This window comes from Devosia honganensis, from assembly GCF_042648785.1.
GTDB lineage: Bacteria > Pseudomonadota > Alphaproteobacteria > Rhizobiales > Devosiaceae > Devosia > Devosia honganensis.
The window spans coordinates 48,002-59,959 of record NZ_JBHRYD010000007.1 but is presented as its reverse complement, the minus strand read 5'-3'; the positions used below and the strand labels follow the sequence as shown (position 1 = coordinate 59,959).

The 11,958-nt window shown below is 65.8% G+C and carries 13 protein-coding genes; 12 read left to right on the top strand and 1 reads right to left on the bottom strand.

The features are described 5' to 3' along the window. The first annotated feature begins 56 nt into the window (after positions 1–56). A complete protein-coding gene (locus ACFOOL_RS09195) occupies positions 57–1,094 on the top strand; it encodes an aldo/keto reductase (RefSeq protein ID WP_380096666.1) in 1,038 nt (345 codons plus the stop codon). Positions 1,095–1,251: 157 nt separating this feature from the next. Here ACFOOL_RS09195 and ACFOOL_RS09190 read toward each other — a convergent pair whose 3' ends face one another. Beyond that, complete coding sequence (locus ACFOOL_RS09190) at positions 1,252–1,416, bottom strand: DUF1127 domain-containing protein (protein ID WP_380096665.1); 165 nt, start codon at positions 1,414–1,416, stop codon at positions 1,252–1,254. Positions 1,417–1,608: 192 nt separating this feature from the next. On the opposite strand from ACFOOL_RS09190, the gene ACFOOL_RS09185 reads away from it, so the two are divergent. The 11 genes from ACFOOL_RS09185 (at position 1,609) to ACFOOL_RS09135 (ending at position 11,955) form a co-directional block, all read left to right on the top strand. Beyond that, on the top strand, positions 1,609–2,481 hold the full coding sequence (locus ACFOOL_RS09185; RefSeq protein ID WP_380096664.1) for a LysR family transcriptional regulator: 873 nt from the start codon (positions 1,609–1,611) through the stop codon (positions 2,479–2,481). Between the two features lie 111 nt (positions 2,482–2,592). Beyond that, positions 2,593–3,765, top strand: a complete 1,173-nt coding sequence (locus ACFOOL_RS09180) for an MFS transporter (RefSeq protein WP_380096663.1) — start codon at positions 2,593–2,595, stop codon at positions 3,763–3,765. After that, positions 3,762–4,952 carry an MFS transporter gene (locus ACFOOL_RS09175; protein ID WP_380096662.1) on the top strand — a complete coding sequence of 397 codons (1,191 nt, stop codon included), beginning with the start codon at positions 3,762–3,764 and terminating at the stop codon, positions 4,950–4,952. The genes ACFOOL_RS09180 and ACFOOL_RS09175 overlap by 4 nt, the downstream gene beginning before the upstream one ends. Further along, entirely contained in the window at positions 4,945–5,409 is a 465-nt protein-coding gene (locus ACFOOL_RS09170; RefSeq protein WP_380096661.1) for an MmcB family DNA repair protein, read from the top strand. The genes ACFOOL_RS09175 and ACFOOL_RS09170 overlap by 8 nt, the downstream gene beginning before the upstream one ends. Before the next feature lie 70 nt (positions 5,410–5,479). After that, positions 5,480–6,376: a LysR family transcriptional regulator gene (locus tag ACFOOL_RS09165; protein ID WP_380096660.1), complete on the top strand. Its 897-nt coding sequence runs from the start codon at positions 5,480–5,482 to the stop codon at positions 6,374–6,376. A gap of 115 nt (positions 6,377–6,491) precedes the next feature. Further along, the gene (locus ACFOOL_RS09160; RefSeq protein WP_380096659.1) at positions 6,492–6,956 is read left to right on the top strand and encodes a DoxX family protein; all 465 of its coding nucleotides are present in this window, start codon (positions 6,492–6,494) and stop codon (positions 6,954–6,956) included. A 57-nt stretch (positions 6,957–7,013) separates the two neighbouring features. Next, positions 7,014–7,877: a VOC family protein gene (locus ACFOOL_RS09155; protein WP_380096658.1), complete on the top strand. Its 864-nt coding sequence runs from the start codon at positions 7,014–7,016 to the stop codon at positions 7,875–7,877. Positions 7,878–7,887: 10 nt separating this feature from the next. Then, complete coding sequence (locus tag ACFOOL_RS09150; RefSeq protein ID WP_380096657.1) at positions 7,888–8,850, top strand: glutathione S-transferase family protein; 963 nt, start codon at positions 7,888–7,890, stop codon at positions 8,848–8,850. A gap of 163 nt (positions 8,851–9,013) precedes the next feature. Continuing rightward, positions 9,014–9,637: a ribosome maturation factor RimP gene (gene rimP / locus ACFOOL_RS09145; RefSeq protein ID WP_380096656.1), complete on the top strand. Its 624-nt coding sequence runs from the start codon at positions 9,014–9,016 to the stop codon at positions 9,635–9,637. A 1-nt stretch (position 9,638) separates the two neighbouring features. Next, a complete protein-coding gene (gene nusA, locus ACFOOL_RS09140) occupies positions 9,639–11,237 on the top strand; it encodes a transcription termination factor NusA (RefSeq protein WP_380096655.1) in 1,599 nt (532 codons plus the stop codon). Continuing rightward, positions 11,200–11,955: an RNA-binding protein gene (locus tag ACFOOL_RS09135; RefSeq protein WP_380096654.1), complete on the top strand. Its 756-nt coding sequence runs from the start codon at positions 11,200–11,202 to the stop codon at positions 11,953–11,955. Before nusA ends, ACFOOL_RS09135 begins: the two co-directional genes overlap by 38 nt. Positions 11,956–11,958 lie beyond the last annotated feature (3 nt).

The window sequence follows — 11,958 nt, the reverse complement described above, 5'->3', positions numbered from 1 at the left end:
ATCACCGGCCGGCCCCGGCGTCACGAGGGCCGCAACCACGATATCGGGGGAAGGACATGACCTATCGGGCCGATCCGGCGCGCTACGACACCATGCAATATCGCCGCTCGGGCGCCTCTGGCCTCAAGCTGCCGGTCGTGAGCCTGGGCCTGTGGCAGAATTTCGGGGGGACGCGCGACTATCCCGCCGCCATGGAAATCCTCGGACATGCCTTCGACCAGGGCATCACCCATTTCGACCTCGCCAATAATTACGGCCCGCCGGCCGGCTCGTCGGAGGAATTGTTCGGCCAGGTGCTGGCGCGCGATTTCCGCCCCTATCGGGACGAGCTGATCATCTCCACCAAGGCCGGCTACAATATGTGGCCGGGTCCCTATGGCGAATGGGGGAGCCGCAAATATCTGCTGGCCAGCCTCGACCAGAGCCTCGGGCGCATGGGGCTGGACTATGTCGACATCTTCTATTCCCACCGCTTCGACCCGGAGACGCCACTCGAGGAAACCATGGGGGCGCTGGCCCATGCGGTGAAATCCGGCAAGGCGCTCTATGCGGGCATTTCCTCCTATCCCGAGCAGCAGACGCGCGAGGCGCACCGGATTCTCAAGGAGATGGGCGTCGCCACCACCATCCACCAGCCCAGCTATTCCATGATCAATCGCTGGATCGAGAAGGACGGCACCATCGAGGCGTGCGGCGAGCTGGGCATCGGGATGATCGCCTTTTCGCCCCTGGCCCAGGGCGTGCTGTCGGGGAAATATTCCTCCGGCAGGACCGAGGGCACGCGCGGCGCCAATCCCGAAGGCTCGTTGCGCGCCAGCCATATCGAGCCGCGCGTGTTGACGGCAGTCGACCGGCTCGCCGAAATCGCCCGGGCCCGCGGCCAGTCCATGGTGCAGTTGGCGCTGAGCTGGGTGCTGCGCCGCAAGGAGATGACCTCGGCGCTGATCGGGGTGCGCACGCTCGACCAGCTCAAGAACAATCTGGGCGTTCTCAACAACCTGACGCTGAGCGATGAAGAGGTCGCCGCCATCGACGCGGCGACCAGGGACGGGCAGATGGAATTGCATCCCCGCCCGCAGGGCTGGCTGCGATAGGCCCGGAACGGGAGAAAATAGCCGGTGCGCAGGGCTTAGACCGGATCCAGCTCCCGTTTCAGCACCGTCTCGATCTTCCGCCATGATGGCGGCGGGCAGCGGCCTCTTGTCCAGCACGCCGAGCCCAATGTGGGGGTGATGGTCATGATGTCTCTCCTCAATCCTTCTGCTGACCTTCCAGCTTCCCCGCGATGAACTCAGCGATGGCGGCGCGCTCGGCGCCGATATCGGCGAGAAGCCGGTCGTCCAGCAGGACCAACCGGCGATAGGTCACGGAAAATAGTCGCCAGGCGCGGAAACGCCGGCCAATGGTTTCGAACATTTTTCGTCTCCTGTGAAAGAGCCCAAAGCCCGGCCGCGTGAGACAGCAGTTGGCGTTTCAGTTTCGGCGTTATGACTTTGGGAGAAGGCCGACCATGCCGGCCTGTTGCTCCGAAAAATTGCATACTGACCTGGGTTTTCGCTATAAGAGGAAACGCAACACGATTTTCAAAAATGAAAAACTAGGTCGAACATGGATTTTTCCTGGGACGATCTGCGGCTGTTTCTGGATGTGGCGCGGCTGGGTGGACTCAGCGCCGCCACGGCCACGACCGGGCTTTCGGCAGCGACGTTGGGCCGTCGGGTCACCACGCTGGAGCGACAGGTGGGCGAGCCGCTTTTCGTGCGCAGCCGAAGCGGCTACCGGCTGACCCCGGCCGGGGAGGAATTACTGGCCCGCGCCGAGGAGGTGGAGGCGGCCATGCGCTCGCTCAGGCGATGGCAGGAAGGGGCGCTGGGGGAGCGGATGGTGCGGGTTTCGGCCGGCCCCTGGACTTCGGCATTCCTCGCCCGAAATATCGACCGGCTCTGGACCGTGAAGGACCGGTTCGGGCTCGAACTGGTGACTGCCAGCCAGAAGGTCGATATCGGCCGGCGCCACGCCGATATCGGCATCCGCAACCAGCGTCCCACCGAGCAATGGCTGGCTGGCCGCCTTCTGGGCCGGGTCGCCTATGGGCTCTATTGCCTTCCCCGGCTGGTCCACGGCGTGGCGGCCGGCTACTTTGTCGGCGTCGCCGGGGAGCACGGGCAGACCCATTCGGCCCGCTGGCTCCACGCCCATCACGGCGACCGCATCGCGGTACGCGGCAACGATGCCATGAGCGTGCTCGAACTGGTAGCCGCGGGGGCGGGCATCTCGGTCTTCCCCTGCTTCGTGGGCGACGCGGATTCGCGCCTGGCGCGCATGGCCGCGCCACTGCCCGAACTCGAAACCGAGCAATGGCTGGTCTGCCACCACGAGGAGCGCCATACGCCGGCCGTGCGCGCGGTCACCGAGCGCATTGCCGGGTTGATGCACGAAAACGCCGCCCTCTTCCGCGGCGATGCCGGACATCGGATGTGACTGGAATGCAACGTTGCAATAAACCGTTCCACACGCGGCCCGAGCCTATTCTCAGGACGGCGCAAATAGCCTAGCCTAGGCCAGTCCGACTTTTTCGAGTTCTTCCCCGCCATGCGATTCGGCCTTGCGCTGCCGCCCCAGATCAAGATCTTCGGGGCCTTCTTCATTTATTCGTTCTGCATGGGAAGCATGTATCCGCGCCTTCCCGACATCCAGACTGCCATGGGCGTTGCGGAAGGCCAGCTGGGGCTGGCGCTGATCGGCTCCGCCGTCGGCACGCTGATCTCGCTGACCTTTGTCGGGCGCTTCCTTGAGGCGGTGGGTTATCGGCGCGTGCTGCTGGGCGCCATTCCGCTGCTCTCGGCGCTTTACGCGCTGGCGATGTGGACCACGGGTCCGCTGACGCTTTTTCTGGCGCTGGTGCCGGTGGGACTCGCCATCGGCGCCATCGAGATCATCATCAATATCGAGGCCGACCGGGTGGAACAGGTCATTGGCCGACGCATCATGAGCCGCGCGCACGCCTTCTGGAGCCTGGGCTTTTTCACCGCCGGCATGATGGGGGCGCTGATGGCCCAGATGGGCGTGTCGCCGCAATGGCATTTGACGCTGATGATCCCGCTCGTCCTGCTGGCGACGCTGGCGGTGCTGGGGCAATACCAGCCGGCCCCGCACCGCGCCGGCAGCAGCACTGCCAAGCCGTCAGGCTTCGTGCGGCCCACCCTGCCCATATTGGGCCTGGTGGCGGTCTGCCTGCCCGCCATGGTGCTGGAGGGCGCGGGTATCGACTGGTCGGCGATTTACATGCGCGACGTGTTCGTCGCCGAGCCGTTCTGGTCGGGCTTCGCGGTGGCGATCGTTGCCGGCTCCATGGCGGTGACGCGGTTCTTCGCCGATGGCTTCGTCGAGCGCTTCAGTCCGGTGCTGGTCGCCCGCTTCCTGCTCGTGGTGCTGGGAATCGGTACGCTGATCATCCTGTTCGCGCCGTGGGGCTGGGCCGCCTATGCGGGCTTTACGCTGCTGGGGGTGGGCTCGAGCGCGCTGTTCCCGCTCGCCATGTCGGCCGCCGCGCAGCAGACCGACCGGCCCGCCGCCATCAACGTGGCGGCGCTGGCCCAAATCTCCTTCAGCGCCTTCCTGTTCGGCCCGCCCCTGCTGGGCTATGTCGCTGAGCATTTTGGCATACGCTGGGCCTTCGGAGCCGGCATCCCGCTGGTGCTGCTGGGCCTCGCCACGGTCCATATGCTGGCTCCCCGGCCCGTCACGCGGGAGGTGGCGCCATGATCGCCTCCCAGCACCGGGTCTACGCCTGCTTCTTCTTCTTCGCCCTCACCACCGGCGCGCTGATGGCGAGGCTCCCCGACATCCAGACCCACCTGGGCGTCAGCGAGGGCCAGCTGGGCCTCACCATGATCGGCATGTCGATCGGCTCGCTGATCTCGCTCACCTTCGGCGCCCCGCTCATCGAACGCTTCGGTTTTCGCGCCACCGCCTTCGTGACGACGCTCGGCCCGGCCGTGCTGTTCGCCACGGTGCCGCACATGCCTACCGCGCCGGCCATGTTCGGCGTGCTGTTCTGCGTCGGGCTGCTGTCGGGGGCGCTGGAAATCAACCTCAATGTCGAGATCGACCGGCTCGAGGTGCAGAGCGGCAAGCGCTACATGAACCGCGCCCACGGCTTCTGGAGCGTGGGCTTTTTCGTCACCGCCCTGTTCGGCGCCATGATCCGCCAGTCGGGGCTCTCGGCGGGGATGCATATGGCGATCATCGCCGCCATCGTCGTCCTCGTCGGCGGTTATCTCATCCACGGCGCCACCGCCGCGCCCAAGCCGGTCCGCGCCCATGACGAGACCGGCGGCCATCGCATCGCCTTCCCCCACCGGGGCCTGCTGCCGCTCTGCCTCATCGGCTTTGCCGCCTTCCTCGTCGAGGGCGCCGGGATCGACTGGTCGGCCATCTATATGCGCAACGTGTTTTCCTCCGAGCCCTTCGTGGGCGGCATGGGGCTGACGCTGTTCGCCTTCTGCATGGCGGCAGTGCGGCTGTTCGCCGATCCCATCGTCACCCGTTACGGGCCCCGCAACGTCGCCATGGTCATGCTGACCCTGGCCAGCCTGGGCGCGCTGCTGGTGGGCGTGGCGCCCCTGCCCGAACTGGCGCTGCTGGGCTTCGCGCTGATGGGGGCGGGCTGCTCGGCGGTTTATCCTCTGGCGGTCTCGGCGGCGGCGCAGCGCACCGACCGACCGTCCGCCGTCAATGTGGCGGCGCTGGGCCAGGTGAGCTTCGTGGTGTTCTTCCTGGCCCCGCCCCTGCTGGGCCTGGTGGCCGAATTCATCGATATCCGCGCCTCCTATCTGGTGTGCCTGCCGCTGCTGCTGGCGGGGCTGTGGGCCTCGAGCTTCGCCCTGGGGACCGACAAGCCGGCGGCGCCCGCCGCAACCAAGCCCGCGCCGGCGCGGTCCAATGGCTGAGGAGCCGCCGCCCATCGTCGATCTCCGGCAATCGGCCACGGCCCTGCGCGTGCAGCGTGGGGCCATGCGCATGCTGCGCGAGCGGCACGACATGGCCTGCTATGCCGAAGTGCCCCTTGCCAATGGTCGGCGCGCCGACATATTGGCCGTGGGGCCCAAGGGTGAGATCTGGATCGTCGAGATCAAGTCGAGCCTCATTGATTTCCAGGTGGACCGGAAATGGCCCGAATACCGGGAGTTTTCCGACAAATTCTTCTTTGCCGGCCCGCCCGAGCTCGACCCCGCCATCTTTCCCCTCACCGAGGGGTTGATCGTCGCCGACGGGCATGACGGGGCGATCCTGCGCGACAGTCCCGATACGCCGCTGGCACCGGCCCGCCGCAAGGCGCTGCTGCTCAAGCTCGCCCGCATGGGCGCCGACCGCATCCACGCGCTGATGGATCCCGGCCCGCGCTGAGCGACGTGGTTCCGATCCGGGGGCGGCAATGCTAGAAGCGGGAAAACCGAGGGCTTCACCCGGAGGACGGATGGACAGGCTGGAAGCGGACAGGATGTTCGTGGCGGTGATGGAGACCGGCAGCTTCACCGCCGCCGCCGGGCGCCAGGGCACGAGCTCGGGCCAGGCCTCGAAGCTGGTGTCGCGGCTCGAAAGCGAATTGGGCGTGCGCCTTCTCAGCCGCACCACCCGCGCCGTGTCGCCCACCGAGGCGGGCCAGGCCTATTTCGACCGCCTGCGCCCGCTTCTGGAGGAGTTCGACAATCTCGACGCGGTGATCCGGGATGCCTCGCATACGCCGCGAGGTCGGCTGCGCCTCACGGCTCCCCTCACCTTCGGGACTGTGGAACTCGCCCCGGCGCTGAACGAATTCGCGGCGCAATTCCCCGAGATCGAGCTGGATGTCAATTTTTCCGATCGGCTGGTGAATATCGTCGATGAAGGATTCGACCTGGCCATAAGGGTCGGCAATCCCAACGATTCCAGCGTCATCGCACGAAAATTCCACGATGCGCGCATCGTCGTGGTGGGCGCGCCGGCCTATCTCGAACGCAGCGGGGAGCCGCTGCATCCCGATACCCTGCCGGACTTCGACTGCATCATCGACACCAATTTCAAGGATCCGGGCCGCTGGCCCTTCCGCGACCTTTACGGGGCGCCATCCAGCGCCCAGGTCGAAGGCCGCATCCGCTATTCCAATGCCGAAGCCTGCCTGATGGCCGCCGAGGCCGGGCTGGGCCTGGCCTGCATACCCGAATTCATCGCCGCTTCGGCCCTCGCTGCGGGCCGAGTCCGCCGCGTGTTGGAGGCGTTCGAGCCGCCCCCCTATCCGATCCACGCGCTTTATCCGCACAGCCGGCATCTGGCCGCCAAGGTCCGCGTGCTGGTCGACTTCCTCGTCGAGCGTTATCGCGGAGCGCAGCGCTAGATTGCTTCCGGAGTGGAAGCGATCCTCTTCCATTCCGTGGGATTATCATTTCCATCCGACCGATCCATCTTCTCCTCGGAACGCAAAGCAAGCGTCATTCAACAGGAGAACGGACATGAACATTTCCACTTTCGGCACCGGCAATACGGCTCAGGATCTTGCTGCCCGCTTTGCCCTCGGGACCGGCGTCTCCAGTGCCGATCTCGCCGCGACGCTGCTTCGGGTCTCGACGGGCGGGCTGTTTCTCGCCCATGCCTGGCTCAAGCTGGTAATCTACACGCCCGCCGGCACGGTCGGCTTCTTCGAGAGCCTCGGCTTTCCTGGCTTTCTCGCCTATCTCGTCATCGCGGCAGAACTGGTGGGCGGCGTCGCGCTGATCGCCGGCGTCAGGACCCGCTGGGCCTCGCTCGCCCTCGTGCCGATCCTGCTCGGCTCGATCTACGCCCCCCACGGCGCCGCCGGTTTCTATTTCGACAGCCAGGGCGGCGGCTGGGAATTCCCCGCTTTCTGGGCCATCGTCCTGATCGCCCAGGCCCTGCTCGGAAACGGCGCCTTCGCCCTCAAGCGCAACCGCGCCTGACATTTCGCACGGCCGCGGAGCCTGATCGCGGCCGCCTCTTTCCCGGGAGCAACCACCATGACCAATAGCACCGATTTCTTCGACATGAGCACGGCCCCGCTGCGGGTCGGCAGGGTCCGGCTGAAGGTCCGCGATCTCGATGCCGTCTCGAGCTTTTACCGGAGCATTCTGGGGCTGACCCAAATCGAACGCGACGATCGCCGCGCCGTGCTGGGTCAGGACCGTACGCCCCTGCTCGTCCTCGAGGCCGATCCCGCCCTTGTCTCCGGCGACCGGCGGCAGGCGGGCCTGTTCCACACCGCCTTCCTCATGCCCACCCGCGCCGATCTGGCCCATTGGGTCCGCTACATCGCCGAGGGAGGCGTACGGCTTCAGGGCGCGTCCGACCATATCGTCAGCGAGGCCTTCTATCTCGCGGACCCGGAAGGCAACGGCATCGAAGTCTATGCCGACCGTCCCGTGTCGCGCTGGCGCGATGCCAGAGGCGATATCCGGATGGCCACCGAGCCGCTCGACGTGCAGGACCTGCTCGCCGCCGCCCAGAGCGGGGGCTGGGCGGGCTTTCCCGAAAACGGCAGCATCGGCCATGTCCATCTGCAGGTCGGCGACACGGCGGCGGCGGATCGCTTCTATCGCGACGTCCTGGGCTTCGACATCGCCGCCGACTATCCGGGCGCCAGCTTCTACGGCAGCGGCGGTTATCACCACCAACTGGCCGGCAATATCTGGAACAGCCGCGGCGCCGCGCGTCGGCCCGAGGGCATGGCCGGGCTCGACGCGGTAGAGATCATCGCCCGAAACGCCGCCGACATCGAGACTATCGTGGCGCGCGCCCGACAGGCGGGCATGGAGCCCGAGGCCGGTGCCGAAGGCACGCTCCTGCGCGATCCCTGGGGCATCGCCATCACGCTGAGACATTGAGGAGACCGAAATGCTGGTCAATGGAAAATGGATGGCCAACTGGCAGCCAGTGCAGGCCAAGGACGAAAAAGGCGGCTTCGTGCGCCAGACCTCGAGCTTCCGCAACTGGGTGACGCCCGATGGCAGCGCCGGCCCCACCGGTGAGAGCGGCTTTGCCGCCGAACCGGATCGTTACCACCTCTACGTGGCGCTGATCTGTCCCTGGGCCTCGCGCACGCTGATCGGGCGCAAGCTCAAGAAGCTGGAAAACGTCATTTCGCTCTCGGTGGTGGAACCGGCCCTGACCGACGAGGGCTGGCACTTCGGCGACTATCCCGGCGCGAACCGCGACGAGGTCAATGGTGCCACCTATCTGCACGAACTTTATACGCGCGCCGATCCTGAGATTTCCGGCCGGGCGACGGTACCGGTGCTCTGGGACAGGAAACGCGGCACCATCGTCAACAACGAGTCGGCCGATATTCTGCGGATGATGAACTCGGGTTTCGGGGGTCTGGCCGACGAGACGGTCGACCTCTATCCCGCCGATCTGCGCGAACAGATCGATGCGCTCAACGCCCGTATCTATCCGCGCCTCAACAATGGCGTCTACCGGGCCGGCTTCGCCACCACGCAGATCGCCTATGAAGAAGCCTTCCACGAGGTCTTTTCCATGCTCGACGAATTGGAGGAGCGCCTGGCCGACGGCCGCAGCTTCCTTGCGGGCGACCGCTTCACGGAGGCCGATATCAGGCTCTTCGTGACGCTGGTGCGCTTCGACGTCGCCTATCATGACCTGTTCAAGTGCAATCTGCGCCGCATCGCCGATTATGCCGGGCTGAGCCGCTATCTCGATCGCATCCTCGCCATTCCGGGGATCCGGGAGACGGTCAATATCGACCACATCAAGACCGGCTATTATTCGGTGAGGGCCCTCAACCCCACCGGCATCGTGCCGCTCGGCCCCGAACTGCCGGCAAGCCTCGCCGGCTGATACCCCGAGGGCCTTCGCAAAAGACAGGGTCTACCGAAGGTCCCGCGCCCGCTCCCCTTGCCATGGTCGGCTTCGGGGTCTATATGAAGCCAACATCATTGCTCTCTTATCGAGAGTGGGTGCCGCGAACGGCCCCCGCTCTTTTTGTTTATCCGGGACGTGAATGGTTTTCGATCCGACCGAAAAGCGCTATATCAGGGAAACGGGCCTCGAGGCCCGCATCGCCCGCATCGTCGAGCCGGTGGCCAACGATCTGGGTTTCGCGCTGGTGCGGGTCAAGGTCACGCCGGAAAACGGCTGCACCCTGCAGATCATGGCCGAGGACAGGCAGGGACGGTTCACCATCGCCGATTGCGAGGCCCTGTCCAAGGATCTCTCTCCCGTTCTCGACGTGGAAGATCCCATCGACCGGGAATATCATCTCGAGGTCTCCTCGCCCGGCATCGACCGGCCACTGGTGCGCCGGCGCGATTTCGAGCGCTTCATCGGCCATGAGGCCAAGGTGGAGCTGGCCGACATGATCAATGGCCGCAAACGCTTTCGCGGCCTGATCGCCGCGACCGGCGAGGAGAGCGTCACCATCACCCTGCCCGACGCTCCGGGCGGGACCGATCCTAACCACCGGCTGGACCTGGCCAATATCGCCGAGGCCAAGCTGGTCATGACCGACAGGCTCATGGACATGGCGCGCGCCGACCAGGAGCAGCACCCCATCGACGACGACGAGACCGAAACGGTCGAATATGCCGACGCCGAAACCGACGACGACTCCAAGGAGACGAACTGAAATGGCCGTTAGCGCGAACCGCCTTGAGCTGCTGCAGATTGCCGACGCTGTCGCCCGCGAAAAGTCCATCGACCGCATGGTGGTGATCGAGGCGATGCAGGATGCCATGGAAAAGGCCGCCAAGGGCCGCTATGGCGCCGAGACCGAAATCAAGGTGGAGATCAATCCGCGTTCGGGCGAAACCCGCATGTGGCGCCTGCTGGAAATCGTCGAGACCGTCGAGGAGCCCTCCCGCCAGGTGAGCCTCGAGCTGGCCCGCGCCAAATCGCCCCAGGCCAAGGTTGGCGACTTCCTCACCGAGCCGCTGCCGCCCATGGAATTTGGCCGCATCGCCGCGCAGTCGGCCAAGCAGGTCATCGTGCAGAAGGTGCGCGACGCCGAGCGCGACCGCATGTATGAGGAATATCAGGGCCGGATCGGGGAGATCGTCAACGGTTCCGTCAAGCGCGTCGAATACGGCAATGTCATCGTCGATCTGGGCCGGGGCGAGGCCATCATCCGCCGCGACGAGCTGATTCCGCGCGAACTGTTCCGCTATGGCGACCGCGTGCGCGCCTATATCTACGACGTGCGCCGCGAGCAGCGCGGCCCGCAGATCTTCCTCTCGCGCACCCATCCGCAATTCATGGCCAAGCTGTTCATGCAGGAAGTGCCGGAAATCTACGATGGCGTCATCACCATCCGCTCCATCGCCCGCGATCCCGGCTCGCGCGCCAAGATCGCCGTCACTTCCAACGACAGCTCCATCGATCCGGTGGGCGCCTGCGTGGGCATGCGCGGCTCGCGCGTGCAGGCGGTGGTGGCCGAGCTCCAGGGCGAGAAGATCGACATCATCCCCTGGACCGACAATATCGCCGATCTGGTGGTCTCGGCCCTGCAGCCGGCGGACGTCGCCAAGGTGGTTCTGGACGAACAGGCCGAGCGCATCGAGGTGGTGGTGCCCGACGAGCAGCTCTCGCTGGCCATCGGCCGGCGTGGCCAGAACGTGCGGCTCGCCAGCCAGCTCATCGGCTGGGATATCGACATCCTGACCGAGCAGGAAGAGAGCGAACGCCGCCAGAAGGAGTTCACCGAACGCTCCGGCCTGTTCATGCAGGCCCTTGACGTCGACGAGATGGTTGCCCAGCTATTGGCTTCGGAGGGCTTTTCCTCGGTCGAGGAACTGGCCTATATCGAAAGCGACGAAATCTCCTCGATCGAAGGCTTCGACGAGGAAACCGCCGCCGAGATCCAGAACCGCGCCGCCGAATACCTGGCCGAGATCGACCGCAAATACGACGAGGAGCGCCAGGCCCTCGGGGTCGAGGAAGAGCTTTACGAGATTGCCGGGCTCAATGCCGCCATGCTGGCGGCGCTGGGCCGGGAGGGCGTCAAGACCGTCGAGGATTTCGCCGGCTGTGCCGCCGACGACCTGGTGGGCTGGACCGAACGCAAGGATGGCGAGACGCGGCGCTATGACGGCACTTTCAAGGACTTCCCCGTCTCGCGCGAGGAGGCCGAGGACATGATCATGCAGGCCCGCATCCGGGCCGGCTGGATCAGCGCCGAGGAGCTGACCGAAGATGACGGCGAAGGCCATGCCGAGGAGGAGGCGGTCTAAGGACCGCCTTCCTGGGGAGCACCCGGCTTTGGCCCGGCGCGCGGACATGGCAAGGACCTGTGCCTTGACCCGGACGGAAAAGCCGGTCGAGGCGCTGGTGCGTTTCGTGGTAGGACCCGACGGCGTGCTGGTGCCCGATGTCGAGGCCCGGGCCGAGGGCCGCGGCGTGTGGATCACGCTCAGCCATGAGGCGGTGGCGGAGGCGGTGAAGAAGAAAGCTTTCGCCCGCAGCCTCAAGGCGCCGGTGACGGTGCCGGCGGATTTGGCCGACCTGACGCGACTGCGCCTCGAACAGCGCCTGCTCTCGGCCCTGGGCATGGCCCGCAAGGCCGGACAGTTCGTTTCGGGGGCGACCCGGGTGAGGGGTGCCATCGAGAGCGGCACGGCCATCGCGCTGGTGACCGCGACCGACGCCGCCCCGGATGGGCGCAACAAGATGCTGGGGGCGCTGAGAGCCCTCAACCACGCGCGGCGCGAGGCCGGTTCGACCGGTCCGGACGTGCCGCATTTCGAATTGCTCGCAAGTGCGCAAATGGGTTTGGCACTTGGACTTGAAAATGTGATACATGCTGCCCTCACGACCGGGGCAGCAGCCCAATCGGCGGTGGAAAAGGCCATGAGACTGGCCCGATACAACGCCCAACCGATGGATGAACACACCGACCGCACGACGGTGCAGGGTGTGGCTTTGCCCGCGGAACAGGACGAAAGACGATAGGAA

Bases quoted from the DNA above. Each gene is read 5' to 3' on its own strand.
- ACFOOL_RS09185 (WP_380096664.1), top strand. From the start codon at position 1,609: ATGGATTTTTCCTGGGACGATCTGCGGCTGTTTCTGGATGTGGCGCGG.
- ACFOOL_RS09135 (WP_380096654.1), top strand. From the start codon at position 11,200: ATGACGGCGAAGGCCATGCCGAGGAGGAGGCGGTCTAAGGACCGCCTT.
- ACFOOL_RS09190 (WP_380096665.1), bottom strand. From the start codon at position 1,416: ATGTTCGAAACCATTGGCCGGCGTTTCCGCGCCTGGCGACTATTTTCC.
- ACFOOL_RS09155 (WP_380096658.1), top strand. From the start codon at position 7,014: ATGACCAATAGCACCGATTTCTTCGACATGAGCACGGCCCCGCTGCGG.
- nusA (WP_380096655.1), top strand. From the start codon at position 9,639: ATGGCCGTTAGCGCGAACCGCCTTGAGCTGCTGCAGATTGCCGACGCT.
- ACFOOL_RS09150 (WP_380096657.1), top strand. From the start codon at position 7,888: ATGCTGGTCAATGGAAAATGGATGGCCAACTGGCAGCCAGTGCAGGCC.
- ACFOOL_RS09175 (WP_380096662.1), top strand. From the start codon at position 3,762: ATGATCGCCTCCCAGCACCGGGTCTACGCCTGCTTCTTCTTCTTCGCC.
- ACFOOL_RS09195 (WP_380096666.1), top strand. From the start codon at position 57: ATGACCTATCGGGCCGATCCGGCGCGCTACGACACCATGCAATATCGC.
- ACFOOL_RS09180 (WP_380096663.1), top strand. From the start codon at position 2,593: ATGCGATTCGGCCTTGCGCTGCCGCCCCAGATCAAGATCTTCGGGGCC.
- ACFOOL_RS09170 (WP_380096661.1), top strand. From the start codon at position 4,945: ATGGCTGAGGAGCCGCCGCCCATCGTCGATCTCCGGCAATCGGCCACG.
- ACFOOL_RS09165 (WP_380096660.1), top strand. From the start codon at position 5,480: ATGGACAGGCTGGAAGCGGACAGGATGTTCGTGGCGGTGATGGAGACC.
- rimP (WP_380096656.1), top strand. From the start codon at position 9,014: ATGGTTTTCGATCCGACCGAAAAGCGCTATATCAGGGAAACGGGCCTC.
- ACFOOL_RS09160 (WP_380096659.1), top strand. From the start codon at position 6,492: ATGAACATTTCCACTTTCGGCACCGGCAATACGGCTCAGGATCTTGCT.